This window comes from Aminobacter niigataensis (assembly GCF_014200015.1).
In the GTDB taxonomy this organism is placed as follows: domain Bacteria; phylum Pseudomonadota; class Alphaproteobacteria; order Rhizobiales; family Rhizobiaceae; genus Aminobacter; species Aminobacter niigataensis.
The window spans coordinates 165293-188887 of the sequence record NZ_JACHOT010000003.1; the positions used below are offsets into that span (position 1 = coordinate 165293).

Below are 23595 nucleotides of genomic sequence, written 5' to 3' on the forward strand. Positions count from 1 at the left end.
CGACGCGCCGTCTCGCCGTCCGGCAAATGACGAGACGGCATCTGGCAAGCGGGCCCGACACGGGTTAGTTTCCGGCCGAGTTTTCAGGAGACTGTCGTGATCACCGTTGTCGGATCCATCAACCTCGACCTCATCGCAACCGTAAGCCGTCTTCCCGGTCCCGGCGAGACAGTTCCCGGCGCCGATTTCAAGTCGGCGCCCGGCGGCAAGGGCGCCAACCAGGCGCTCGCGGCGGCGCGTGCGGGTGCTCAGGTGCGGATGGTCGGCGCGGTCGGCAAGGACGCCTTTGCCGGCGAAGCCACGGCCTATCTCAAGGCGGGCGGCGTCGATCTCGGCGGCGTCGCCGAAATCCAGGCCGCCACCGGCATCGCCCTGATCCTGGTCGGCGGCGACGGCGAGAACATGATCGCCGTGGTGCCCGGCGCCAACGGTTCGGTGGTGCAGGGCGATCTCAACAAGGCGCAGTTCAAGAAGGGCGATGTCGTGCTGCTGCAGCACGAGATCCCGCTGCCCACCGTGGATGCGGCGATCGATGCGGCGCGCAAGGCCGGCGCCATAACCATGCTCAACACCGCACCCTTCCGCGCGGAGGCCACGAGTTTTGTGGGCAAGGCCGACTATGTCGTCGCCAACGAAACCGAATTCGACCTCTATGCCGAAGCGCTGACCCTGCCCGCCGGCGAACGGCCGCAGCGCATGGGCGAGTTCGCCCGCCGCACCGGCGCGACCGTCATCGTCACGCTCGGCGGCGACGGCGTGCTGGCAGCCAAGGGCGACGAACTTGTCCAGGTCGACGCGCTCAAGATCACGCCGGTCGACACCGTGGGCGCCGGCGACACTTTCTGCGGCTATCTTGCCGCCGGACTGTCGGCCGGGCTTGAGCTGGAAGAGGCGCTTCGCCGCGCCGCCGCGGCCGGCTCCCTCGCCTGCCTCAAGCCAGGCGCCCAGCCGGCGATCCCGCTTGCCGCAGAGGTGGACGCAGCACTGAAGGGTTGAGTTTCCCTTCGCTGGACACGCAGGATTTCCGCGTGCTTACTTGCGGGCGACAGCCGAAGGAACGGAAAAATGTCGCTCGAACTCTACGTCGCCTATGTCGTTGCCTGTATCGTCATCGTGCTGATCCCGGGACCGACCGTCACGCTGATCATCGCCTCGAGCATCAGGCACGGCACGCGCGCCGGGCTCGCCAACGTCGCCGGTACCCAGATCGGCGTGGCGATGATGATTGCCATCGTCGGAATCGGCCTCAACTCGATGATCGAGACGATGGGCCACTGGTTCGAATGGGTCAGGCTACTGGGAGCCGCCTACCTGATCTGGCTCGGCATCCAGATGTTCCGCTCCAGCGGCAAGCTGGAAGCGGACGGTATGCCCAGGCGGCCGCGCGGCGGCTTCTTCCTGCAGGGTTTCCTCGTTGCCATCTCCAACCCCAAGACGCTGATCTTCTTCGGCGCCTTCATCCCGCAGTTCATCGACCCGACCGCCAATTATGCCCAGCAGATCGTCATCATGGGCGTCACCGCCATGGTCTTCGCCGCGCTGTCGGATTCCACCTATGCAGTGGCCGCCGGGCGCGCCGGCAGGTTCCTGTCGGCCCGGCGCCTGAAGCTGATGACCCGCATCAGCGGCACGTTCCTTGTCGGCGGCGGCGTGTGGCTGGCGTTCTCGCGAGCCAAGTAAGGCAAAGGCACCGTCAGACGTGAAAGGGGCGGCTCGCGCCGCCCCTTTTCGCTTTGCCTGCCCGTGTCGGAGCGGGAAAACGGCTAGAGCCTGCCCAGACGCTCGACCAGCAGCGCGAAGAAGCCGTCATGGTCGATGTCGCGCATGACGATGGCGTTCTTCGGCCGCTTGGTGACGCCCCACCAGTCGACGACGGTCATGCCCATGGTCAGTTCCGAGGCGGTCTCGACGGTGACGTTGCAGTGGCGGCCCTGGAACAGCTCAGGCTTGATAAGGTAAGCGATGACGCACGGATCGTGCAGCGGACCGCCGTCGGTGCCATATTTGCCTTCGTCGTAGCGCTCGAAGAATTCAAGCATCTGTGCGGTGGCAAGGCCGACCTTGGTTCCGAGCTTGCGGAAAGAGTCGATGCGCTTGGTCGTGGTCAGCGCCTTGTGGGTGACGTCGAGCGGCATCACGACGATCGGAACGCCCGAGCGGAACACCACGTCGGCGGCGTGCGGGTCGACATAAATGTTGAACTCGGCCGAAGGCGTGACGTTGCCGCCTTCGAAGAAACCACCGCCCATCAGCACGATTTCCTTGATGCGCGGCGCAATCCTGGGCTCGCGGATCATGGCGAGGGCGATGTTGGTCAGCGGGCCGAGCGGGCACAGCGTGATGGTGCCGGCTTCCTCGCGCATCAGCGTCTCGACCAGATAGTCGACGGCGTGCTGCTCCTCCAGCTTCATGGTGGGTTCGGGCAGGTCGGGGCCGTTGAGGCCGGTCTTGCCATGAACTTCCTCGGCGGTGACGAGTTCGCGGATCAGCGGGCGGATGGCGCCGGAATAGACCTTGACGTCGGGGCGGCCGGCCAGTTCGCAGATCTTGCGGGCATTCTTTTCGGTCAGCTTCAGCGGCACGTTGCCGGCAACAGCGGTGATTCCCAGGATATCGAGTTCGGGGCTTCCGAGCGCCAGCAATATGGCGACGGCATCGTCCTGACCGGGGTCGGTGTCGATGATAATCTTGCGCGGTACGGGCATTTTCTTTCCTTGTTGGGCAGGTTTTTGCAGTCTTGAAGTTGCCGACGGGGCGGACCATATCAACAACTGTCGGAAAAATGCCATCCGGGTTTTTCCGCATTATGTCGCTCTCGGAGGACAAGCTGTAACATGAGCCGTATGACGCCCTTCTCGAGCCCGCTGCTTCTGGGCTTCGACACGATGGAAAAGACGCTGGAGCGCCTTGCCAAGTCGGGCGACAGCTATCCGCCCTACAACATCGAACGCATCCGGGATGCCGACGAACGGGGCGAAAGGCTGCGGATCACGCTGGCGGTGGCGGGTTTTGCCGAAAACGACCTGGAAGTCACCGTCGAGGAGAACCAACTCATCGTGCGTGGCCGACAGGGTGACGAAAAGGAGCGCGAGTTCCTGCATCGGGGCATTGCCTCGCGGCAGTTCCAACGCTGCTTCGTGCTGGCCGACGGGATGCGGGTTATCGCCGCCGACCTGAAGAACGGTTTGCTGTCGGTCGACCTCGACCGACCGGAAGCTGAACGCCTAGTACGAAAAATAAACATATCGGTAGCAGAATAAACACTGCCGAAGCTCTCATGCGGGATGGCCATCATGGCATCCAGGCTAGAAGGAGGCTGAAAATGCCCAATACTGACCAGAGACACACCATGACCACGGGTGAACTCGCCCATCTCGGCGAAGGCTCCGTCGCCTATCTCCGGAAGGTTTCCAGCGACGACCTGCGCGGCCGTTTCCCAGGCCTGACGCAGATCGATCCCGGCCTTGAGCTGTGGGCGCTGTTTGCCGCCAATGGCGAGCCGATCCTGCTGTCCGATGCCCGTGACCGCGCCCTTGCCGGCGCCATGGAAAACGATCTGACGACCGTCGCCATCCACTAACCTTGCAGGGGTTGTCGGCCCGGCAGGCCGATGTGACAGGCGAAACGGAAAAGGGCCGCAAGACGCGGCCCTTCCAAGCTTTTTCCAACAATCGAAATCAGGCGGCGTGCGACGCAGGCGTTTCCGACAGCAGCGCGTGTATGGCCGACGAATCGCGGGTGCCGCGAATCTTGGCAACCGTGTCGGCATCGCGCAGCACACGCGCGATGCGCGACAGTGCCTTGAGATGATCGGCACCGGCGCCTTCAGGAGCCAGAAGCAGAAAGACGAGATCGACCGGCTGGTCGTCCAGCGCCTCGAAATCGACCGGCGTTTCCAAGCGCGCGAAGACGCCGGTAATGCGCTTCACCCCTGCGAGCTTTCCATGCGGGATGGCGATGCCATTGCCGACACCGGTCGAGCCAAGACGCTCGCGCTGTAGGATGGTGTCGAACACCTCCCGCTCGGGGATGCCGGAAATCGCTGCGGCCCTTTCGGCGAGAAGTTGCAAAAGCTGCTTCTTCGAGTTCGCCTTCAAGGCCGGCATGATCGCCGGTACCTCGATCAGATCACTCAGATCCATGCTGAAATTCCCTTGCTGTGCTCATCGCCGCATTACCCCAAATCCCCACATGCGGTCGGCGGCGACTATCCCTGAGCGACCTTTGCGGTCGAGGGATCTATCCAGCCGATGTTTCCATCAGACCGGCGGTAGACGATGTTGAGTTGCTCGTTGCCGGCATTGCGGAAGACCACAACGGGGCTGTCCTTGGTGTCGAGCTCGATGACCGCAGAAGCCACCGACATGGTCTTCAGTACCATCGTCGATTCGGCGACGATGGCGGGTGCGAAATCCTCGGGCACGTCTTCGTCGTCATCGACGAGGGCTGCCACCACCGAGTAGGCAATGTCGGTCAACTCGCCGTTGCCTGCACCCATATTGTGTGACTTGAGCCGGCGCTTGTAGCGCCTCAAGCGGGTTTCGAGCTTGTCGGCCGCCGCGTCGAACGCGGCAGTCGGTTCCTGGGCGTCTCCGGTCGCTTGCAACGACATGCCCGAATCGAGCCGCACCACGCAATCGGCGGTGTAGCGCGAGCCGGCCTTCACGACGTTGACGTGTCCGGAAAATCCACGATCGAAATATTTGCCGATCGCTTCGCCGATACGTCCTTCGATGCGCGCACGAAACGCATCGCCGACATCCATGTGCTTTCCTGAAATACGCAGGCTCATCTGAAAACTGACCTTTTCTGTTCAGACTTCAAACTGGTCCGAGTTTATACCCGTGGCCGATGCAAACAAGCGTTGCCTCGCTTGCCACACCGAATTTAAGTCCGAACCTGTCGGCTGATCTTGGGCCACCACCCGGCAGCCGCTGGCTCGTGTCGCAAGCCATCCTGTGCCGCATCTTTCCTTGGCGGGCTTAGCCCTCTTCATGCGGGCGGGCTTCTAGACACTTCATTAGGGATTGTCAATCAAGGGCCCGGATCGGCCCAAATACACCGCTTTGCGGCTAGTTCGCGGTACCTGCTATAGCGCGCTTTTCGCGCCGGCGCTGCACCGACGAGGCGATGTTCATGCCCTCACGATATTTTGCGACGGTGCGGCGAGCGATGTCGACGCCACTTTTCTTCAAGATATCCACAATGGCATCGTCCGAAAGCACGTCAGCGGCCTGCTCCTCCTCGATCATCTGTCGAATCCGGTCCCTGACTGCCTCTGAAGAGTGGGCGTCGCCGCCCTCGGCAGACGCGATCGAGGCGGTGAAGAAGTAGCGCAGTTCGAAGACGCCGCGCGTCGTCAGCATGTATTTGTTGGCCGTGACGCGGCTGACCGTCGATTCATGCATGCCGATGGCGTCGGCGACCGTGCGCAGGTTGACAGGCCTGAGATGGCGCACGCCATGGACGAGGAAGGCGTCCTGCTGGCGGACGATCTCGGCGGCGACCTTGAGGATGGTCTTGGCGCGCTGGTCGAGGCTGCGCGTCAGCCAGTTGGCATTCTGCAGGCACTCGGAGAGGAAGTTGCGCTCGCCCTGGTCCTTGGTGCGGCCCGTCACCTCGGCGAAATAGACCTGGTCGACCAGGACGCGCGGCAACGTCTCCGGATTGAGCTCGACGGCCCAGCTGCCGTCGGCGGCCTGGCGCACCTCGACGTCGGGCACGATGGTGTCGGCTGCACCTCCGACAAAGCCGCCGCCCGGCCTGGGGTCGAGGGCACGGATCTCGGCCAGCATGGCGAGCAGATCCTCCTCGTCGACGCCGCAGATGCGCTTGAGGCTCTGGAAATCGCGCTTGGCCAGCAGTTCGAGATTGTCGACCAGTGCCGCCATCGCCGGATCGAGGCGGTCGCGGCGCCCAAGCTGGATGCGCAGGCACTCGGCAAGATCGCGCGCAAACAGGCCAGCCGGATCGAGGCCCTGGCAACTGGCAAGCACCTTGAGAACAAAGGCCTCGTCGACACCGAACCGCCCGGCGATCTCGACAGGCTCGCCTCGGAAGTAGCCCGCCTCGTCGAGCCAGTCGGTTAATTCGGAAGCGACCAGCCGCTCCGCCGGATCGACAAAGGCGAATGAAATCTGCTCGCCGACATGATCGCGCAGTGTCACTGCTGCAGCGGCCATATCCTCCATGTCGAAGCCTTCGGACGAGCCGCCGGAGCTGGAACCGGCGGAGGCCGACTTCCACTGCATGGCAAGGTCCGGGCCCATTCGCTCGACGGCACCGGGATCGTCGGGAAACAGGTTCTCGAGCGAAGTGTCGAGCTTTTCGGAGATGGCCTCGGAACTCCAGCCGGCCTCGCCTTCGAACCAGTCGTCGCTCGGCGCAGCGTTGGCCTCGCCTTGCGTTTCAATCTTGGGAAACTGGTCGCCGGGCGCGTCTTCGGGCGCTTCGGCGCGTTCCAACAGCGGATTGCGCTCGATCTCGTCGTCGATGAATCGCTCAAGCTCGGTGTGGGTGAACTGCAGCAGCCGGATCGACTGCATCAGCTGGGGCGTCATCACCAGGGACTGCGACTGCCGTAGCTGTAGTTTTGCCGACAGCGCCATTATCTGAGGTAACCGATCCCGACCCAGGACGGCCGAAAACCGGCACGCCTACCAGCGAGATAGAACTGGCCCAGCTTTTGCATGTCAAGCAGATTGGGGCTTCGCCGACGCTATTTGCAGCGCAGGACACCCTCGGCATGCCAAGCAGACACGCAATGGCAACAAACCGCTGCCCGGTTCGCGCGCAGGCTGTGCAATCGCCAGCTAGAGGGTAAAACCCTCGCCGAGATAGAGGCGGCGGACGTCGGGATTGGCGACGACTTCGTCCGCGCGGCCATGGGTCAGCACCTCGCCGGCATGGATGATATAGGCGCGGTCGATGAGGCCGAGCGTCTCGCGGACGTTGTGGTCGGTGATCAGGACGCCGATGCCGCGCTTGGTCAGGTGGCGGACGAGCTGCTGGATGTCGGCGACGGCGATCGGGTCGATGCCGGCAAAGGGCTCGTCGAGCAGCATGTAGTTAGGCCGGCTGGCGAGAGCCCGCGCAATCTCGAGCCGCCGCCGCTCGCCGCCCGAAAGGGCGATCGCCGGGGCCTTGCGCAGGTGGCTGATGTGGAATTCCTCGAGCAGCGCATCGAGCGACTTCTCGCGCTCCTTGCGGCTCTTCTCGACCACTTCGAGAATGGCGCGGATGTTGTTTTCGACCGAAAGGCCGCGGAAAATCGAGGCTTCCTGCGGCAGGTAGCCGATGCCGAGGCGCGCACGGCGATACATCGGCATCTGCGTGACGTCGAAACCGTCGATCTCGATGGTGCCCTGGTCGACCGGCACGAGGCCGGTGACCATGTAGAAGCAGGTCGTCTTGCCGGCGCCGTTGGGGCCGAGCAGGCCGACGGCTTCGCCGGCACGCACGCCCAGCGTCACGCCCGACACCACCTGCCTGCCCTTGTAGCTCTTGGTCAGGCCCTTGGCGATCAGGGTGCCCTTGAACTTGCCGTTCCTGGCACTGCCCATCGTCGCGGGCGCGGCGAGTTCCTGCGCCGAGCCAGGCTTCAGACGCGACAACAGCGGGGATGCCTCCGTCATTATTTCTTCTGCGAACCCGGCGTGATCGACATCATGACGCGGCCGTTGCCCTTGGTGCCCTTGTTGCAGCCATCGACCTGGGCGAGACCGGTCTTCATCTGGACGGTGAGCTTGCAGCCGACGAGCACGTTGTCGCCTTCGGACAGGACGACTTCCTTGCCCGACATCACCAGCACCTCGGTCTTCATGTCGAAGGTGCCGCGATCGCCGGTGGCAACCTGCTTGTCGGACTTCACATAGACCTTGTCATCGACTTCGAGCCGATCGATGTTGGCCGAACCGGTGGCCGCCGAGCCGCCATCCTTGGCGTAGTAGACGGTCATCTTGCCCGACTTCATCACCGTCGGGCCCTGGGTGACGCTGACATTGCCGGTGAAGATCGCCAGATTCTCCGATTCGCGGACCTCAAGCTTGTCGCTCTCGATCTGGATCGGCTGGTCGCCCGACAGCTTGAGGCCCGAAAGCCTGCTCTGGCTGTCCTGGGCGTAAGCACCCGTCACGCCAAGCGCCACCCCTGCGCATGCTAGGGCGGCCAATGACCGCCAAGACCTAATTTGCCGCACTCCCGCCTCCGCTGCCATTCTGTGCCGCCTTCATTCGCGCCGGATCAATGTCCATGCGCACACGCTTCTCGAAGACGACCACCTTGCCGTTCTCAAGCATCGACATCGAATCGGACGTGATCTTCGAACCGTCAAGGGTTATTTCGACCGGTTCGTCGGTCTTCATCGCACCGCTGCCCATGTCGAGATACGCCGATTTAAGCTTGGCGACCATGCCGTCGCTGGTCGTTACGGTTACTTGTTCGGTCAGGTTGAGCGTATTGCCTACGCGGTCGTAGACGCCGCGTGCCGCATCGACCTCGGCGACGTTGTCTGCGGAGAGCGGCAGATTGGCGTCAATGCCATGCAATTCGACGACGCCCTGGTTGGCCGGATCCTGAACCGCGCGCTCGGCTGTCATCGAATAGGGCAGATTGTCCCGGGTGAAACCGCTGAGCTGGGGCTTGGCCATCACCAGCTTGCCCTCCGAGAAGGCGGCTCCTTCGGCCTTGACCTGGAGGGAGGGCGGTGCGGCAAGATAGGAATAGCCGCCGAACAGGACGGCAAGCGCCACCGCGGCTGCCGGCAAGGCGCGCTTGAGGACGCGGACCCGGCGCGAATGGCGCGCGGCAAGATCGAAGGCATCGGCGCGCGACGTCGCAAGCGCGATCGCGGTGTCCACCGCAACGCCGCTTCCGCCGCCGCTCGTCTCGATTGGTCGCGCCAACGCAAATGTCCTTCTTCGAACTATTCCAGGCCGCCTTCAGGCCGGCACGGTGAAACGGATGAAAGCCACAAAAATATGACCATAAGGTCAAAGAGTTGCGGCCGGACGCGCAATAGACGCGCATCCGGCTGCCGAAATGCAAACCCGAATATGGCTATTTACCTTACAAATCCAAGGTCCCGCAACGGCAGCTGCGTCAGGAAAGCGGTGGCTCTCGCCAAACCGTTGCGATAAAAGCGCAGGCTTGCACAGCATGCGAGGCCCGCAATGTCCATGAAAGCCGACGATCTGATCGACCGACGCCGGTTGCGGCGCAAGCTCACTTTCTGGCGTATCGCAGCCTTCCTCATCGCCGGACTGGCCATTGTCGGCCTCTCGACATGGCTTGCCGGCGAGAGAATTCCCGGTGTGGCCAGCGATCATATCGCCAAGGTCAGGATCGAAGGCACCATCACCGAGGACGAGGACCTGCTCGACCGGCTCGACCAGGTGCGCAAGTCCAGTTCGGTCAAGGGCGTGATCCTGTCGATCGATTCGCCCGGAGGCACCACCGCCGGCGGCGAGGCGATCTTCGATGCCGTTCGCAAGCTGGCCGCCGAAAAGCCTGTCGTCGCCCAGGTCGGTACGCTGGCAGCATCGGCCGGCTACATGATCGCCTCGGCTTCCGACCACATCGTCGCGCGAAAGTCGTCGATCGTCGGCTCGATCGGCGTGCTCGTACAGTTTCCCGACCTGACCGGCCTCATGGACAAGCTCGGCATCAAGCTGGAAGAAGTGAAGTCGTCGCCGCTGAAGGCCGAACCCTCGCCCTTCAACCCGACGACCGAGGAAGAACGCGCGATGATGCGCAACATGATCCTCGACAGCTACGACTGGTTCGTCGGCATCGTCGCCGAGCGCCGTTCGATGTCGAAGGCGGAAGCCACCGCGCTCGCCGACGGTTCGGTATTCACCGGACGCCAGGCGCTTGCCAAGAAGCTGATCGACGAGGTCGGCGGCGAAGACCAGGCCATCGCATGGCTCGGCACCAAGGGTGTCGACGCCAAGCTGTCGGTGGTCGAATGGAAGCCGGCAGGCAGCGGCAGCATGTTCCTGCCGCGCGCACTGGCGCAGGCGCTGGGCCGCACGCTCGGCGTCGGCGACTTCTCCGCCGAACTGCTCAGGGAAATGGGCGCGGAACGCTTGTTCCTTGACGGTATGCTGTCGCTCTGGCAGGCTGAAAAAGCCGTGTCAGGCGACTGAAAAACAAGCAAAATCATCATAATTTCGACGGGGACCGCGCTCATGATCAAGTCTGAACTGGTGCAAATCATTGCGACACGCAATCCGCATCTTTTCCTGCGGGATGTCGAGAACATCGTCAGCGCCATCTTCGACGAAATCACCGATGCGCTGGCCGACGGCAACCGTGTCGAACTGCGCGGCTTCGGTGCGTTCTCGGTCAAGAACCGTCCGGCCCGCACCGGCCGCAACCCGCGCACCGGCGAATCCGTCGAGGTCGAGGAAAAGTGGGTGCCGTTCTTCAAGACCGGCAAGGAGCTGCGCGAGCGGCTGAACTCGGCGAAATAGGCCGGCGTGCGGCCGCCCCGGGGGCTCAAACGGGAAGATTCATGTTCAATCGCTTCATGCTCATCGTGGTGTTCGTGCCGGTGGCGATCGTGCTCATCGCACTCGCCGTGGCCAACCGCGCCCCTACCGCCTTCACGCTCGATCCGTTCAACCCGGGCAACCCGGCGCTGACGGTTCAGGCACCGCTGTTCGTGCTGCTGTTCCTGGCGTTGGCGCTCGGCGTCATCCTCGGCGGCGCGGTGACCTGGTTCAAGCAGGGCCGCTACCGCAAGGTGGCGCGCCAGCGCGGTCTCGAAGCCGAAAGCCTGCGCCAGGCAGCGGCCCAGCGGCCTCCGGTTGCTCAAGGCCCGGCCCTGCCGCGCCCCAACTGATCCGCTCCGGCGCGTGAGCGCCTTTTCAAGGAGAATTCCATGCTGCACTTTTCGGCCGGCGACATCGACCGGGCGCTGACCTTTCCCGGATTGGTCGAGACATTGCGCACCGCCTTCCGCGAGGGCGCGGTGCAGCCGGTGCGCCACCATCACACCGTCGAGCGTGCCCAAGGCACCGATTCGACGCTGCTGCTGATGCCCGCCTGGACCGACTTCAAGGCTGCGGGCGCTGCCGCCGAGGGCCATATCGGCGTCAAGATCGTCACCGTCTCGCCCGACAACAACGACATCGCCAAGCCCGCCGTGGTCGGGCTCTACCTGCTGCTCGACGGGGTCACCGGCGAACCGCAGGCGCTGATGGATGGTCCGCGCCTGACGCAATGGCGCACGGCCTGCGCCTCGGCGCTGGCAGCAAGCTACCTGGCGCGCGAGGATGCCTCGAAGCTGCTGGTGATCGGCGCCGGCGCGCAGTGCCAGTTCCTTGCCCGCGCCCATGCCGCGGTGCGGCCGGTCAAGGAGATCCGCGTCTGGAACCGGACACTTGCCAACGCCGAGAAGCTTGCCGCCTCGCTGCGCGGCGACGGTTTTGAGGCGAAAGCCGTATCGGATCTCGACGCCGAGCTCGGATGGGCCGACATCATCACCGCCGGCACGATCTCGACGGTGCCGTTGGTCAAGGGCGCCAAGCTCAAGCCGGGAGCGCATGTCGACCTCGTCGGCGGCTTCACGCCGGGCATGCGCGAGGCCGACGACGACGCAATCGCCAAGGCCCGTGTCTATGTCGACACCCGCGCCGGCGCCACCAAGGAAGCCGGCGACATCGTCCAGCCGATTGCCGCAGGCGTGCTCAAGGCCGACGACATCGTCGCCGACCTGCACGAACTCGCCCGCGACCAGAAGCCCGCCCGCCAGTCGGCGGACGAGATCACCTTGTTCAAGTCAGTGGGCGCCGCACTCGAGGACCTCGCCGCCGGCATCGCCGTCTATAAGGCGCTTAAGGCATAGCCCCGCGAACCCTGGCGATCACGTAGCTGGCTTTCTGCTGCAGAACGCGCAGCTACGGCCCTGCCGGAAATCGTCCTGTCCGGGCGCGCGACCTCCCGTCAGGTTGCGGCGTGCGGTGCCCTGTGTCAAAAGCGGCCAACCGTCCGGAGAGATTTTTCCTTGAAGCACCCGCGTGACAAACGCCGCGACAGCCGCCCGCAGCCCTCCCGCAAGGGCAGTGCCGCACCCGCGCAGGCGCGCGACCGCGTCGAACGGCAGCCGGAGCGCAAGCCGGAGCAGCAGCGCCTGGCTCCAAGACAGGACCATCAGCCGGAGCCGAAGGCGGAACCGCGCAAGCTGGTGCGCCGCGAAGGCGCCTTGCCGGCCGAACGCCTGCCGCTGATCCTCGAAGTCGCGCCCAACGACGATTATGCCCTGCTCGACAGCGGCGACGGCGAGAAGCTCGAACAATACGGCCCCTATCGCATCGTCCGGCCCGAGGGCCAGGCTATCTGGCAGCGCGCACTGCCGGCCAAGGAATGGGAGCGCGCCGACGCCGTCTTCACCGGCGACACCGACGAAGAAGGCCTTGGCCGCTGGCGTTTCCCGAAGGCACCGCTCGGCGAGACCTGGCCGATGCGCCATGACGGACTGCACTATCAGGGCCGCTTCACCTCGTTCCGCCATGTCGGCGTGTTTCCCGAGCAGGCGAGGCACTGGGACCACATGGCGCGGTTGATCGAGGACGCCAAACGCCCGGTCAAGGTGCTCAACCTGTTCGGCTACACCGGTGTGGCCTCGCTGGTCGCGGCACGCGCCGGCGCCGAAGTCACCCATGTCGACGCCTCCAAGAAGGCCATCGGCTGGGCCCGCGAGAACCAGGAGATGGCAGGCCTCGCCAACAAGCCGATCCGCTGGATCTGCGAGGACGCGATGAAATTCGTCGAGCGCGAGGAGCGCCGCGGCAGCCGCTACGACATCATCCTGTTCGATCCGCCGGCCTATGGCCGCGGCCCCAAGGGCGAGGTGTGGCAACTGTTCGAGAGCTTGCCCGCCATGACCGACATCTGCCGCTCGATCCTGACGCCGAAGCCGCTGGCAGTGGTGCTGACGGCCTATTCGATCCGCGCCTCGTTCTTCGCCATCCATGCCCTGATGCGCGACACCTTCGCCGGCATGGGCGGCACCATCGAATCGGGCGAACTGGTCATCCGCGAGAAGTCGGCCGGCCGAGCCCTGTCCACATCGCTTTTCTCGCGCTGGGTAGCCCAATGAGCGAACACCGCACCGGGGCGCCCGGCCGCGTCAAGGAAGTGACGAGCCTGGCCAATCCGCTGGTCAAGGACATCAAGGCCCTGGCGCTCAAGAAATTCCGCGACCAGCAGAACGCCTTCATGGCCGAAGGCCTGAAGCTGGTCATCGACGCGCTCGATCTCGGCTGGACGATCAAGACGCTGATCTTCGCCAAGTCGGCGCTGGGCAACCAGGCCGTCGAGAAAGTCGCGGCGCGCACCGTCGCCTTGGGCGGCGACGTGCTCGAGGTCTCCGAAAAGGTGCTTACGGCGATCACCCGGCGCGACAATCCGCAGGCGGTGGTCGGCGTGTTCACGCAGCGCTTCGTGCCGCTCAAGGACATTCGCCCGCACAGCAATGACGTCTGGGTGGCGCTGGACCGGGTCCGCGACCCGGGAAATCTCGGCACCGTCATCCGCACCGTCGATGCCGTCGGCGCCAAGGGCGTGATCCTGGTCGGCGAAACCACCGACCCGTTCTCGCTCGAAACCGTGCGCGCGACGATGGGGTCGATCTTTGCCGTGCCGGTCGCCAAGACCACCCCCGAGGGCTTCCTCGCCTGGCGCAAGGATTTCCCCGGCACCGTCGCCGGCACACACCTCAAGGGCGCGGTCGACTATCGTTCCGTCGATTTCGGCAACCGCCCGGTGCTCCTGATGATGGGCAACGAGCAGCAGGGCCTGCCCGACAATCTGGCCAATGGCTGCGACAAGCTGCTGCGCATCCCGCAGGCGGGCCGCGCCGATTCGCTCAACCTGGCGGTGGCCACCGGCGTCATGCTGTTCGAGATCCGGCGCAACGCCCTGAAGCTTTAGGAGCCCCATGTGAAGCCAGCCGCATTCTATGGGCTCGTGACGATACTCGCCGTCGCACTCGACCAGTGGATCAAGCTGCTCGTCGAGACCATGCTCGTCATGCACGAGAAAGTGGACGTGCTGCCGTTCCTGGCGCTCTACCGCACCTACAATACCGGCATCGCCTTTTCGATGTTCTCAAACGTCGGCGATACCGGCCTCATCGTGCTGACCGGCATCGTCATCGCCTTTGTGAGCTACCTGGCCATCCGCACGACCCCGGCGCAGATCATATCCCGCTTCGGTTTCGCGCTGATCGTCGGCGGGGCGCTGGGCAATCTGATCGACCGCACCGTCTACGGCCACGTCATCGACTACATCCTGTTCCACACGCCAGTGTGGTCGTTCGCCATCTTCAATCTTGCCGACGTTTTCATCTCGGTCGGCGCAGCACTGGTCGTGCTCGACGAGTTCCTGGCGTGGCGGCGCAGCCGCCACCAGGCGGCCCCATCCGACGATTAATTCTGCCGTCGCACCGCCAATCCGGACCGAATCCGGGCCGGATCAAGTTGTCTTACGTTCAGTTATCTCTACGTGAAGTTAGACGGAATTTTCCCACAGACTTCATTTAGCGGTTAAGAATTTTTTGACGAAGGTCGCAATCGGGTCCAAGCTCTGCCACAATCGGTGATCATGGTGCGTTCGGCGGACGGGCCGAAAGGCACCGCCTAAACTGTCTTGCGGCCACGTGGCGAAGATTTGCGGGTCGAAACGACAGGTGGGGACGCTCGATATTGCGAGCGCTTGGGGCCTGAGTGGAGAGTTGCTTGTGAAAATGCCCTTCGGGTTGGGCGCAGCGAATCAGCCGCGCTCCGCTATGATGTTCACAAAGACCGAGACCGCCTCGTGGCGCGAGAACGCGCCTAACCGTGGCCTGGTCTGCGGCGTCCTGGCCATGACCGCGCTCATGAGCGTCACCGCCGTCTCTGCATTGTTCATCCTCCCGCATATGGGCCAGCAGTCCGTCGACGCGGTGCAGGAGATCCAGCAGGCCGCTGCCGAGCCGGCAAAAGAAAAGATCACAACCATTACAGCCGAACCAACCGGCCGCAAGGAGCGGGTTGCCACCTCGCGCAGTTCGATCCTGGTTTCGGAAGCGTCCGCGTCGGAAGCGTCCGACATGCCGCTGGCGGCCGATCCGCGCTGGGCGCAGGTCGTGGCCGCAGGCGCGACCCAGCCGCTCGAGGCGATGCCGGCAATCCCCGGCGCCGAAAAGGTGATCGCAAGGGATCTCAGCGAAACCGCACCACTCGCGCTGGCCGAAACCCACGCCGAGACCGATCCCGGCGAGACCTCAGCCGTCAAGGCGCTCCAGGCCGAGATAAAGACCACCGAGGGCACGCGCGGCGGCACGGTCAAACGCTCGGTGAACATGCGCGCCAAGCCCCAGAAAGGTGGCGCGGTCCTGGGCGTCATACCCGCCAAGACCGCCGTCGAAGTGGTCTCGTGCACGCAATGGTGCGAAATCGTTTTCAACGGCAAGCGCGGCTACGTCTACAAGAGCTACGTCCAGTAGTTCTCACGATTACAGCCAAAAAGCGCGCGACCGCTAAAATTCGAACTATCCGCCCAAATCTTCCCTAAGCTCTCCGCGCTAGCATTCCGCCATGATGACGGAGTCCGAGACCGCGGAAGGAACGACGACGCAAGGTGCCGCCGATATCGGCGCCGGCGCCGCGATGTCGCACCGTCGCATCATCTCGCCGCCACCGCTGGCGCCGGAACTGCTGAAGGAGCCGCCGCGCGGCCTCTACTTCACCACCCTGGTCGCCGTGCTCGTCCTTGCCGGCCTTTCCCACCTGACTGGTGCGCCAGCGTTCATCAGCATCGGCCTGCTTGCGGCCGGCCTCAGCGGTCTGGTGCTGCTCGCCCGTAGCCTGGGCGAGCGTGAACGTGCCGCGGAAGCGATCAGCGAAAACGCCTCGCGCAGCCGCGCCGAGATCGAAACGCTCGCCGACCGCATGTGGGAGTTGCAGGAAAGCGAGGAGCGTTTCCGCGGTCTCATCGACGCGCTCGGCGACCTGGTTGTGCACCGCGACCGCGACGGCCGCATCGTCTACGCCAACAAGGTGTTCGCCGAGCTTATCGGGCAGGACCAGCGCGACCTCGCCGGCCGCACCCTGTCTGAAATCGGCGTCGATGTCGGCGTGGTGCCGGATGCCGCCTTCTCGGAGGGGGAGTGCCTGAGCTCGACCGATGTCGGCATCCGCTCGGCGGGCATGGTGCGCTGGTTCTCGTGGATCGAGCTGTCGGTGCGCGACAAGACCAGCAACGCCGTGTCGCACCGGGCCATCGCCCGCGACATCACCGCCCGCAAGCGCGCCGAAACGGCGCTGATCAGCGCACGCGAGCGCGCCGAATATGCGAGCCAGGCCAAGTCACGCTTCCTCGCCACCGTCAGCCACGAAATCCGTACGCCGATGAACGGAATCATGGGCATGGCGAAGCTGCTTCACGACACCGAGCTTTCGCCCGAGCAGCGCACCTATGTCGGCGCAATCTCGACATCGGCAAGCGCCCTGCTCGCGCTGATCGAGGACCTGCTCGACTATTCCAAGATCGAGGCCGGCCGGTTCGACCCAGAGCCGCAGCCGATGTCGCCGCGCGAGATCGCCGACAACGTGGTCGAACTGCTGGCCGCGCGCGCCTACGGCAAGGGCATCGGCCTTGGCTGCCACGTCGCACCCGACGTGCCGCAGATGATCACCGCCGATCCCGGCCGCGTGCGCCAGGTGCTGCTCAACCTGATCGGCAACGCCATCAAGTTCACCGACGCCGGGGGCGTGCGCCTCACGGTCGAGCGGACCGGCGACGAACACCCCGGCAGGATCCGCTTCACCGTCACCGACACCGGCGCCGGCCTGCGCGCCGAGGACATGGAACGCATCTTCGAGGAGTTCGAGCAGGGCGACGGCACCTCCACCCGCTCGCATGGCGGCGCCGGCCTCGGTCTTGCCATCTCCAAGCGGCTGGTCATGTCGATGGGCGGCACCATCGCCGCCAGGAGCATGCCCGGCGAAGGCTCGGAGTTCTTCTTCGACCTGCCCGCCTATGGCGCCACCGACGGAACGCCGGCCAAAACCGATGTCCTGGCCGGCCGCTGCGCCGTGATCCTGTCCAGGAACGCCACCGAGGCCGAAGCGATCGCCGACACCATCCGCGCCCATGGCGGTCGCGCCAATGTCGTCGTCACCCCGGAGCAGGCAGCCGCCATTTCCGACGGCTGCAATGCGATCCTCGTCGATGCGGCGATGGAAGAAAACGACGGCCGGGTGCTCAGGCAATTGCGCGAGAACGGCTTCGCGGCGAGCGAGGCCGTGACGCTGATTGCGCCTACCGACCGCGGCCTGCTGGGCGAATTGCGCGCCAGCGGCTACTCGACCTTCCTTGCCAGGCCGGTGCGCGCCGAGACCTTGCTCCGTGTGCTCTTGGCGAACCAGAATGGACTGCAGCCGCAGCCGACGAGCCGCCGCGCCGCGGCAAAGCCGGCTGCGAGCCGCCACCTGCAGGGGCTTTCGGTGCTGATCGCCGAAGATAACGAGATCAATGCCATGCTGGCCCGTGCGGCATTGTTGAAGGCGGGTCACCGGGTCGACGTCGTCAGCAACGGCAAGGCCGCCGTCGAAGCCGTGACAGGGGCCGCCCGCAAGCGCCGCTATGACGTCGTGCTGATGGACATGCACATGCCGGTGATGGACGGGCTGGACGCGATTTCGGCCATCCGCAGGCATGAAGAACAGCATGGCCTTGCCGCGGTGCCGATCCTCGTCCTGTCGGCCGACAGCCAGGAAAAGACCCGCCATGCAGTGCTTGCCCATGGCGCCAGTGGCTTTGTCACCAAGCCACTCGACCCCGACGTACTGATCAACCTTGTCGAGCAACGGGCGGCAGCCTGAACTACAACTGCCTGATTTTCCTAGCCGGCTAGGCTCTCTTGCCGCCCGACCAAGTCTTGCCCGGGCGGGTCGATCACGATACTGTCACAATCCTGTAGCACCGACACCGTATCCCCGCGCCAGGAGGGATGGCTCGAAGGAGAATCACCCGTGCATACAGCCTTGCCGGACAGTGACACTCAGAAAGCCAATGGCGCCAAGGTGACCGTGCCTTCCAAACCTCTGTTGCCTGAAGCGCCGCTCGGACGGATCGGAACACTGGAGGTTCGCCTCGCCCGCAACGAATCAGAGATCGCGGCGGCCCAGGAAGTGCGCTATCGCGTGTTCTTCGACGAACTCGGTGCAAGGAAGCAGGCGCTGCACTCGATCGACCGACGCGATGCCGACCGGTTCGACGACATTTGCGACCATCTTCTCGTCTTCGACACCTCGATCAACGGCCCCGAGCATCGCCGTATCGTCGGCACCTACCGCCTGTTGCGCCAGGAACGCGCTACTGAAGCCGGCGGCTTCTACTCCGACGACGAATTCGAGCTCAACAAGCTGATCGCCCGCCATCCCGGCCAGCGCTTCCTGGAACTCGGCCGCTCCTGCGTGCTGCCGGAATACCGCTCGAAGCGGACCATCGAGGCGTTGTGGCAGGGCATCTGGGCCTATCTCAACCGTTACGACATCGACGTCATGACCGGCTGCGCCTCGTTCCACGGCACGGTGCCGGCGGCACATGCCGAGGCGCTGACCTATCTCGCCCATCACTGCCGCACCAGCGCCGACTGGGACGTGCGCGCGGTCGCCGGGCGCTATTGCCAGATGGACCTGATGCCGATCGAGGCGGTCAATGCCAAGGCGGCGATCACGGCCATGCCGCCGCTGGTCAAGGGCTATCTGCGCGTCGGCGCCAAGATCGGCGACGGCTGCGTCATCGACCATGATTTCGGCACCGTCGACGTCTTTGTCGTCATGCCGGTCAAGGAAATCGGCACCCGCTACATCAATTACTATGGCGGTGAAACGCAGCGCTTCGCCGCTTAGCATCATGGCCGACAACCTCCAGCCCGCCTTCGACAAGCTGCGCGCAGCGGCCGAGGGGCTGGCGGAGGTGGTTGAGGGCACGTCCTACGGCACGCCGTCTCTTCACGTCCGCAAGAAATTCCTCTGCCGCGTCAAGGATGCCGACACGGTCGCGGTGATGTGTGCGCTGGAAGAGAAGGAGATGCTGATGGAGGCCGATCCGCATCTCTATTTCGAGACCGCCCACTACAAGGGCTGGCCGGCAATGCTGGTCCGCGTGCACGACATCCCGCTCGATCAGTTGAGGACACGGCTTGAACGCGCCTGGCTGATGCAGGCGCCCAAAAGCCTGGTCAAGGCACGGCAAGCGACGGCCTGAACGGCCGGGGAGACGGAGGGGACGAAGGATGACGAATACCCGGGAGACCCGGCGGACCGATATCGGGTCAAGGATCATCAAGGCTCCGCCCGAGGTTATCTATCGCGCGCTGGTGGACCCGGAAGCCGTGGCAAGCTGGCGTCCGCCAAAGGGCATGCGGGCCGAAATCCTGGCCTTCGAACCCCGCCAAGACGGCACCTTTCGCATGGCTTTCATCTACGAAGGTGCCGGTTCGCACGGCAAGACCACCGACAGCGCCGACGTCTTCGAGGGCCGCTTCGTCGAGCTGGTGCCCAACAGCCACGTCGTCGAGCTCATCGCGTTCGAATCGGATGACCCCGCCTTTGCCGGGAGCATGCGGATCATCACCCTGCTGGAGCCCGTCAAAGGCGGCACAAAAGTCACTGTCCGGTGCGAGGATGTGCCGCCGGGAATCGGCGAGGACGACCATCGCGAGGGCATCGCCTCTTCGCTCGAAAACCTCGCCGCTTTCACCGAAACGTAGGACGGGAACCCGGCTGGCAAACTGTGGCACTTGAGGCGTGGTTCAAGATCGGCGTGGGCAGTTTCACCTGATCCGGCCGGGCGCTGGCGGCTCGGCCTGCTTGGCGAGCGACAGGTCGGCGGCCTCGCCCTGGGTGATCAGCCGTGCGCTACGCTGGTTGCGGGCATGAATCCAGAGCCAGTTGATTGCCACACTCAACCGGGCGCGCGAGCCGATGAGGAAGTAGATATGGGCGGCACCCCATAACCACCACGCCAATGCGCCGCGCAGCTTGATGCGACCGAAGTCGATCACCGCGCGCCGTTTGCCGATCTGGGCAAGGCTTCCCTGGTGGCGATAGCGAAACGGCATTGGCTCGGTCTTGCCGCCCAGCCGTGCCTTGATGATGCCGGCGACATGCTTGCCCTCCTGCTTGGCGGCAGGCGCAATGCCCGGAACGGGCTTGCCGGTCGGGCCTGCCACCGTCACCACGTCGCCAATGGCGAAAATGTCGGGATGACCGGGCACCGTCAGGTCGGGCATCACCTCGAGGCGCCCTGCCCTGTCGGCCGGCGCATCCAGCCACTCGGCGGCGGGCGAGGCGCGCACGCCGGCGGCCCAGATGATGGTTCTGGTGGCCAGGCGAACGTCGCCATAGGCGACGCTGTCAGCCGTGCAGTCAGAAACCGCGCGACCGAGCTCGACCTCGACGCCGAGCTTGCGCAGCGAACGAAGGGCGTAGTCCGAGAGATCGTCGGGAAAGCCTGCCAGCACCCGCGGTCCGGCCTCGATCAGCACGACGCGGGCCCTGGCGGTGTCGATGTTGCGAAACTCCCGCCGCAGCGTGTCCCGCGCCAGCTCGGCGATCGTTCCGGCCATTTCCACGCCGGTTGGACCGGCGCCGACGATGACGAAGGTCAGCAACGCCGCCTGCCTGGTTGGGTCGGTCTCGCGCTCGGCCTGCTCGAACGCCATCAGGATGCGCCGCCGGATGGTCGTTGCATCCTCGAGGGTCTTCAGGCCAAGGGCGAAAGGCTCCCATTCGTCATGGCCGAAATAGGCGTGGCGGGCGCCGGTCGCCAGCACCAGCGTGTCGTAGGGCACCGTCTTGCCGTCCTGGAGCAACACGTGCCGGCGCGCGGCATCGACGCCCGTCACATTCGCCAGCACCGTCGTAATCTCGGGCCTGTCCCGCACCAGCGAGCGGATCGGCCAGGCGATCTCCGATGTCGCCAGCGAGGCGGTGGCCACCTGATAGAGCAGAGGCTGAAACAGGTGATGGTTGCGCCGGTCGATGAGGGTGATGCCGACAAGCGCGCCGGCCAGGTCCTTGACGACTTCCAGGCCGCCGAATCCGGCGCCGACGACCACAACCCGATGCTGCATCGTTTCTTTCCTCTGCCTTGCCGAGACATAGTAAGACCGGCTTTCCTGACAGGTATATAGGTCCGCGGCTCAGGGAATGTCTTCCGGCCTCCGCCCGGGGCGGCTGCGATAGGCCGGGAAGGTCCAGCCGAATTTCAGCGCACCGCCACGCACCATGAAGGCGGCGACAAAGGCGACGACCGCCGACACCTCGGGCGGCAGGTCGGCGAGCTCGGCCAGCGTGTAGATGCCTGCCCCCGCCATCGCCGCCGAGACATAGATCTCGGGCTTGAGCAGGACCGACGGCTCGCCGGCGAGCAGGTCGCGCAGGATGCCGCCAAAGGTCGCCGTCAGCATGCCCATGATGATGGCAACCGTCGGCGAGCCGGTGGCTTCCAGGCCCTTCGCCGCACCGATGGCGGCATAGGCGGCCATGCCCAGGGCATCGAGCCAGAGCAGCAGCTTGTAGCGGGATTCGACGAGATGGGCGGTGAAGAAGACAAGGACCGCGATCGCGGCGCAGACCAGCACATAGGCCGGGTTGACCACCCAGAACACCGGCAAGCCAAGGATGACGTCGCGGACCGTTCCGCCGCCGATTCCGGTGAAACTCGCCAGGAACAGGAAGCCGATGACATCGAGCTCTTTGCGCGAGGCGGCAAGCGCGCCCGTGGCGGCAAACACCGCCACGCCGGCATAGTCGAGGTAGAGCAGCGGATTCATGAAGGGAGCGAATAGGCAGTAGTGAGTAGCGAATAAAAGAAGAACATTGCAGGCACCCCGGCTTTACAGCCACATTACCCGCCAATTCCCTATTCGCTACTCCCTATTCGCTATTCGCTGCCTACGCGTCCTTCTCGGCCTGCTCGTTGACCGGGCCGGGCTCCGCCGGAGCCTCGGCGACATGCTTGGGGCCGCCCTTGGCGACACCGACCATGGCCGGACGCAGCACGCGATCACCGATGGTGTAGCCGGACTGCACGACCTGCACGACCGTATTGGCCGGCACGTCGGGGTTCGGCACCTCGAACATCGCCTGGTGGAAATTGGGATCGAACTTCTCGCCCTGCGGGTCGAGCTTGCGCACGCCATGGCGTTCCAGGGCCGTGAGCATCGCACGCTCGGTCACCTCGACGCCTTCGATGAGGCTTGCAAGTCCAGCGCCGCCGGCAGCCTTGGCCTCGTCGGAAACCGCTTCGATGGCGCGGCGCAGATTGTCGGAAACCGAAAGCATGTCGCGGGCGAAGTTGGCCACCGAATAGGCACGGGCATCCTGAACGTCGCGCGCGGTGCGGCGGCGCAGGTTCTCCATCTCGGCAACCGTGCGCAGGGCGCGGTCCTTCAGTTCCTCGTTTTCTTTCAGCAGCCGCACGACGGCTTCATAATCGCCATCGACGCCGCCCTCGATCTTTTCGGCCTGGGCCTCGACAGCCGCCGTCTCGTCGGGCGCGCGTTCGTCTTTTGCCTGGTCGCTCATCGCCAATTCCCGTTATTCGGATACGTTGGAAGTTGCGCCCGATATCGAGGTTCGGGGGCCAAAAATCAAGGGGCAAGGGCCGCCGGGCGCGATGCCGCGCCCTTTCGCCGCCCCGAGCGGCGGTCCGGCAAGCCCCCATACTTCAATGTTAATTCAAGTTTTACCATAGAGGCCGACCATTGCCATGGCGGGCGATCGATTTGGGAACCATTTGCATTTGGCAGGAGTTTTGCCGAGGAAGGAACAGGTCCTTTGCCATGCCGAGCAGACGCATCGACAAAATCGCAACAGCCAAGTTGGCGACCAACATCCGAGGCGAACTGGCCACGGAAAGCAATCTGCGCGTTCTGGAAGCGTTGCCGGCATTCCAGGCTGAGGACGATCTGCCACAAAAGCTTCGCCGCCTGCTCGACAGGCTGGAAGCGGCTGAGCGGACGCAACCTCATCCAAAACCCTAGATTCAGGCTTTGGCCTGCACCCGTCGCCATGAATAGCCGGCACCCTTGTCCGCCGGCTTCGTCGCGGGCTGATAGTGCAGCGGCAAGCCGCCGACCTGCCCCGCTTCAAGCCGCTTCAGCAGCACCGGATGCGACACCTCGAACTCGTCGAAGCCCACCCTCAGCATATGCGGCAACTGATCAATCAATACCTGGCCGGTCGCACGAACGGCACCATCGAAGCCGTGGCGGCTGCGCAGCAGTTCGGCCTTCGAGAAGGAACGTCCGTCGTTGAAGGCCGGAAAGGCAAGCGCCACCAGCGACAGCTGGTCGAGCAGGTCCACGATCGACTCCAACTGGTCACCCGGCTGCAGCAGCACGCCAAGGCGCTCCTTGGCGGCCTCGCGTTGCTGGGGATCGAGTTCGAGGAAGGCGGGCAGCGACAGGATGACCCGGCTGTTGCCGGCCAGGGCACCGGCATCCTCGGCATGGATCCAGCCGTCGTCGCGGAAACCCTCCGGGGTCCAGAGGCGGGTCTTGGTCTCCGGTGTCACGTCGGTCATTGCAGAATT

Annotated in this window: 28 protein-coding genes; 17 read left to right on the forward strand and 11 right to left on the reverse strand. The window is 64.6% G+C overall.

Translation table 11 applies throughout. From position 1 onward, the window contains the following. Window positions 1–96 precede the first annotated feature (96 nt). Both GGQ99_RS13815 and GGQ99_RS13820 read left to right on the forward strand, forming a co-directional pair. A complete protein-coding gene (locus GGQ99_RS13815) occupies window positions 97–996 on the forward strand; it encodes a PfkB family carbohydrate kinase (protein ID WP_183262984.1) in 900 nt (299 codons plus the stop codon). A 69-nt stretch (window positions 997–1065) separates the two neighbouring features. Continuing rightward, on the forward strand, window positions 1066–1680 hold the full coding sequence (locus GGQ99_RS13820; RefSeq protein WP_108605556.1) for a LysE family translocator: 615 nt from the start codon (window positions 1066–1068) through the stop codon (window positions 1678–1680). A gap of 83 nt (window positions 1681–1763) precedes the next feature. On the opposite strand, the gene GGQ99_RS13825 is transcribed toward GGQ99_RS13820, so the two are convergent. Further along, window positions 1764–2705: a nucleoside hydrolase gene (locus GGQ99_RS13825; RefSeq protein ID WP_183262985.1), complete on the reverse strand. Its 942-nt coding sequence runs from the start codon at window positions 2703–2705 to the stop codon at window positions 1764–1766. Between the two features lie 129 nt (window positions 2706–2834). Between GGQ99_RS13825 and GGQ99_RS13830 the strand changes: the two genes are divergently transcribed. After that, on the forward strand, window positions 2835–3260 hold the full coding sequence (locus GGQ99_RS13830; protein WP_108605558.1) for an Hsp20 family protein: 426 nt from the start codon (window positions 2835–2837) through the stop codon (window positions 3258–3260). Between the two features lie 62 nt (window positions 3261–3322). Then, window positions 3323–3580: a BQ00720 family protein gene (locus tag GGQ99_RS13835; protein WP_183262986.1), complete on the forward strand. Its 258-nt coding sequence runs from the start codon at window positions 3323–3325 to the stop codon at window positions 3578–3580. 97 nt (window positions 3581–3677) lie between these two features. Here GGQ99_RS13835 and ptsN read toward each other — a convergent pair whose 3' ends face one another. The 6 genes from ptsN to lptC form a co-directional block, all read right to left on the reverse strand. Next, a complete protein-coding gene (gene ptsN, locus GGQ99_RS13840) occupies window positions 3678–4142 on the reverse strand; it encodes a PTS IIA-like nitrogen regulatory protein PtsN (RefSeq protein ID WP_108605560.1) in 465 nt (154 codons plus the stop codon). A gap of 65 nt (window positions 4143–4207) precedes the next feature. After that, window positions 4208–4792: a ribosome hibernation-promoting factor, HPF/YfiA family gene (hpf, locus tag GGQ99_RS13845; RefSeq protein WP_108605561.1), complete on the reverse strand. Its 585-nt coding sequence runs from the start codon at window positions 4790–4792 to the stop codon at window positions 4208–4210. A 280-nt stretch (window positions 4793–5072) separates the two neighbouring features. Continuing rightward, complete coding sequence (gene rpoN, locus GGQ99_RS13850; RefSeq protein ID WP_183262987.1) at window positions 5073–6608, reverse strand: RNA polymerase factor sigma-54; 1536 nt, start codon at window positions 6606–6608, stop codon at window positions 5073–5075. Window positions 6609–6812: 204 nt separating this feature from the next. Then, window positions 6813–7562: an LPS export ABC transporter ATP-binding protein gene (lptB, locus tag GGQ99_RS13855; RefSeq protein ID WP_246389600.1), complete on the reverse strand. Its 750-nt coding sequence runs from the start codon at window positions 7560–7562 to the stop codon at window positions 6813–6815. A gap of 71 nt (window positions 7563–7633) precedes the next feature. Then, entirely contained in the window at window positions 7634–8215 is a 582-nt protein-coding gene (locus GGQ99_RS13860) for an LptA/OstA family protein (RefSeq protein ID WP_183262988.1), read from the reverse strand. Further along, entirely contained in the window at window positions 8184–8903 is a 720-nt protein-coding gene (gene lptC / locus GGQ99_RS13865; protein ID WP_108605565.1) for an LPS export ABC transporter periplasmic protein LptC, read from the reverse strand. The genes GGQ99_RS13860 and lptC overlap by 32 nt, the downstream gene beginning before the upstream one ends. A gap of 267 nt (window positions 8904–9170) precedes the next feature. Here lptC and sppA point away from each other — a divergent pair, with 267 nt between their 5' ends. From sppA to GGQ99_RS13925, 12 genes are all read left to right on the forward strand, one after another. Next, the gene (gene sppA / locus GGQ99_RS13870; protein WP_183262989.1) at window positions 9171–10145 is read left to right on the forward strand and encodes a signal peptide peptidase SppA; all 975 of its coding nucleotides are present in this window, start codon (window positions 9171–9173) and stop codon (window positions 10143–10145) included. Between the two features lie 42 nt (window positions 10146–10187). Continuing rightward, complete coding sequence (locus GGQ99_RS13875) at window positions 10188–10472, forward strand: integration host factor subunit beta (protein ID WP_055981346.1); 285 nt, start codon at window positions 10188–10190, stop codon at window positions 10470–10472. A 41-nt stretch (window positions 10473–10513) separates the two neighbouring features. Further along, window positions 10514–10843, forward strand: coding sequence for a lipopolysaccharide assembly protein LapA domain-containing protein (locus tag GGQ99_RS13880; protein WP_108605567.1), 330 nt, complete (start codon window positions 10514–10516; stop codon window positions 10841–10843). Window positions 10844–10882: 39 nt separating this feature from the next. Beyond that, entirely contained in the window at window positions 10883–11848 is a 966-nt protein-coding gene (lhpI, locus tag GGQ99_RS13885; RefSeq protein WP_108605568.1) for a bifunctional Delta(1)-pyrroline-2-carboxylate/Delta(1)-piperideine-2-carboxylate reductase, read from the forward strand. Between the two features lie 159 nt (window positions 11849–12007). After that, a complete protein-coding gene (locus GGQ99_RS13890) occupies window positions 12008–13102 on the forward strand; it encodes an RsmD family RNA methyltransferase (RefSeq protein ID WP_183262990.1) in 1095 nt (364 codons plus the stop codon). After that, window positions 13099–13935 carry a TrmH family RNA methyltransferase gene (locus GGQ99_RS13895; RefSeq protein WP_108605570.1) on the forward strand — a complete coding sequence of 279 codons (837 nt, stop codon included), beginning with the start codon at window positions 13099–13101 and terminating at the stop codon, window positions 13933–13935. The genes GGQ99_RS13890 and GGQ99_RS13895 overlap by 4 nt, the downstream gene beginning before the upstream one ends. Before the next feature lie 9 nt (window positions 13936–13944). After that, on the forward strand, window positions 13945–14436 hold the full coding sequence (gene lspA / locus GGQ99_RS13900; protein ID WP_108605571.1) for a signal peptidase II: 492 nt from the start codon (window positions 13945–13947) through the stop codon (window positions 14434–14436). Between the two features lie 355 nt (window positions 14437–14791). After that, a complete protein-coding gene (locus GGQ99_RS13905) occupies window positions 14792–15490 on the forward strand; it encodes an SH3 domain-containing protein (protein WP_159091513.1) in 699 nt (232 codons plus the stop codon). A 91-nt stretch (window positions 15491–15581) separates the two neighbouring features. After that, the gene (locus GGQ99_RS13910) at window positions 15582–17870 is read left to right on the forward strand and encodes a PAS domain-containing hybrid sensor histidine kinase/response regulator (protein WP_183262991.1); all 2289 of its coding nucleotides are present in this window, start codon (window positions 15582–15584) and stop codon (window positions 17868–17870) included. Window positions 17871–18020: 150 nt separating this feature from the next. After that, window positions 18021–18902 carry a l-ornithine N(alpha)-acyltransferase gene (olsB, locus tag GGQ99_RS13915; protein ID WP_183262992.1) on the forward strand — a complete coding sequence of 294 codons (882 nt, stop codon included), beginning with the start codon at window positions 18021–18023 and terminating at the stop codon, window positions 18900–18902. A gap of 4 nt (window positions 18903–18906) precedes the next feature. Beyond that, entirely contained in the window at window positions 18907–19260 is a 354-nt protein-coding gene (locus GGQ99_RS13920) for an MmcQ/YjbR family DNA-binding protein (RefSeq protein WP_183262993.1), read from the forward strand. A 28-nt stretch (window positions 19261–19288) separates the two neighbouring features. Then, window positions 19289–19765, forward strand: a complete 477-nt coding sequence (locus GGQ99_RS13925; RefSeq protein ID WP_183262994.1) for an SRPBCC domain-containing protein — start codon at window positions 19289–19291, stop codon at window positions 19763–19765. A 63-nt stretch (window positions 19766–19828) separates the two neighbouring features. On the opposite strand, the gene GGQ99_RS13930 is transcribed toward GGQ99_RS13925, so the two are convergent. The 3 genes from GGQ99_RS13930 to grpE form a co-directional block, all read right to left on the reverse strand. Continuing rightward, window positions 19829–21130 carry an NAD(P)/FAD-dependent oxidoreductase gene (locus GGQ99_RS13930; RefSeq protein ID WP_183262995.1) on the reverse strand — a complete coding sequence of 434 codons (1302 nt, stop codon included), beginning with the start codon at window positions 21128–21130 and terminating at the stop codon, window positions 19829–19831. Window positions 21131–21199: 69 nt separating this feature from the next. Next, entirely contained in the window at window positions 21200–21832 is a 633-nt protein-coding gene (locus tag GGQ99_RS13935) for a trimeric intracellular cation channel family protein (protein ID WP_183262996.1), read from the reverse strand. Between the two features lie 121 nt (window positions 21833–21953). Beyond that, a complete protein-coding gene (gene grpE, locus GGQ99_RS13940; protein WP_108605578.1) occupies window positions 21954–22586 on the reverse strand; it encodes a nucleotide exchange factor GrpE in 633 nt (210 codons plus the stop codon). 296 nt (window positions 22587–22882) lie between these two features. Here grpE and GGQ99_RS13945 point away from each other — a divergent pair, with 296 nt between their 5' ends. After that, complete coding sequence (locus GGQ99_RS13945) at window positions 22883–23044, forward strand: hypothetical protein (RefSeq protein ID WP_246389593.1); 162 nt, start codon at window positions 22883–22885, stop codon at window positions 23042–23044. Between the two features lie 2 nt (window positions 23045–23046). Here the strand turns inward: GGQ99_RS13945 and GGQ99_RS13950 are convergent, their stop codons facing one another. After that, window positions 23047–23586: a DUF934 domain-containing protein gene (locus GGQ99_RS13950; protein ID WP_183262997.1), complete on the reverse strand. Its 540-nt coding sequence runs from the start codon at window positions 23584–23586 to the stop codon at window positions 23047–23049. Window positions 23587–23595 lie beyond the last annotated feature (9 nt).

Coding starts and splice junctions, on each gene's coding strand:
- GGQ99_RS13820 (WP_108605556.1), top strand. CDS start 1,066: ATGTCGCTCGAACTCTACGTCGCCTATGTCGTTGCCTGTATCGTCATC.
- GGQ99_RS13825 (WP_183262985.1), bottom strand. CDS start 2,705: ATGCCCGTACCGCGCAAGATTATCATCGACACCGACCCCGGTCAGGAC.
- GGQ99_RS13830 (WP_108605558.1), top strand. CDS start 2,835: ATGAGCCGTATGACGCCCTTCTCGAGCCCGCTGCTTCTGGGCTTCGAC.
- GGQ99_RS13835 (WP_183262986.1), top strand. CDS start 3,323: ATGCCCAATACTGACCAGAGACACACCATGACCACGGGTGAACTCGCC.
- ptsN (WP_108605560.1), bottom strand. CDS start 4,142: ATGGATCTGAGTGATCTGATCGAGGTACCGGCGATCATGCCGGCCTTG.
- hpf (WP_108605561.1), bottom strand. CDS start 4,792: ATGAGCCTGCGTATTTCAGGAAAGCACATGGATGTCGGCGATGCGTTT.
- rpoN (WP_183262987.1), bottom strand. CDS start 6,608: ATGGCGCTGTCGGCAAAACTACAGCTACGGCAGTCGCAGTCCCTGGTG.
- lptB (WP_246389600.1), bottom strand. CDS start 7,562: ATGGGCAGTGCCAGGAACGGCAAGTTCAAGGGCACCCTGATCGCCAAG.
- GGQ99_RS13860 (WP_183262988.1), bottom strand. CDS start 8,215: ATGGCAGCGGAGGCGGGAGTGCGGCAAATTAGGTCTTGGCGGTCATTG.
- sppA (WP_183262989.1), top strand. CDS start 9,171: ATGTCCATGAAAGCCGACGATCTGATCGACCGACGCCGGTTGCGGCGC.
- GGQ99_RS13875 (WP_055981346.1), top strand. CDS start 10,188: ATGATCAAGTCTGAACTGGTGCAAATCATTGCGACACGCAATCCGCAT.
- GGQ99_RS13880 (WP_108605567.1), top strand. CDS start 10,514: ATGTTCAATCGCTTCATGCTCATCGTGGTGTTCGTGCCGGTGGCGATC.
- lhpI (WP_108605568.1), top strand. CDS start 10,883: ATGCTGCACTTTTCGGCCGGCGACATCGACCGGGCGCTGACCTTTCCC.
- GGQ99_RS13895 (WP_108605570.1), top strand. CDS start 13,099: ATGAGCGAACACCGCACCGGGGCGCCCGGCCGCGTCAAGGAAGTGACG.
- GGQ99_RS13905 (WP_159091513.1), top strand. CDS start 14,792: ATGATGTTCACAAAGACCGAGACCGCCTCGTGGCGCGAGAACGCGCCT.
- GGQ99_RS13910 (WP_183262991.1), top strand. CDS start 15,582: ATGATGACGGAGTCCGAGACCGCGGAAGGAACGACGACGCAAGGTGCC.
- GGQ99_RS13920 (WP_183262993.1), top strand. CDS start 18,907: ATGGCCGACAACCTCCAGCCCGCCTTCGACAAGCTGCGCGCAGCGGCC.
- GGQ99_RS13925 (WP_183262994.1), top strand. CDS start 19,289: ATGACGAATACCCGGGAGACCCGGCGGACCGATATCGGGTCAAGGATC.
- GGQ99_RS13930 (WP_183262995.1), bottom strand. CDS start 21,130: ATGCAGCATCGGGTTGTGGTCGTCGGCGCCGGATTCGGCGGCCTGGAA.
- GGQ99_RS13935 (WP_183262996.1), bottom strand. CDS start 21,832: ATGAATCCGCTGCTCTACCTCGACTATGCCGGCGTGGCGGTGTTTGCC.
- grpE (WP_108605578.1), bottom strand. CDS start 22,586: ATGAGCGACCAGGCAAAAGACGAACGCGCGCCCGACGAGACGGCGGCT.
- GGQ99_RS13950 (WP_183262997.1), bottom strand. CDS start 23,586: ATGACCGACGTGACACCGGAGACCAAGACCCGCCTCTGGACCCCGGAG.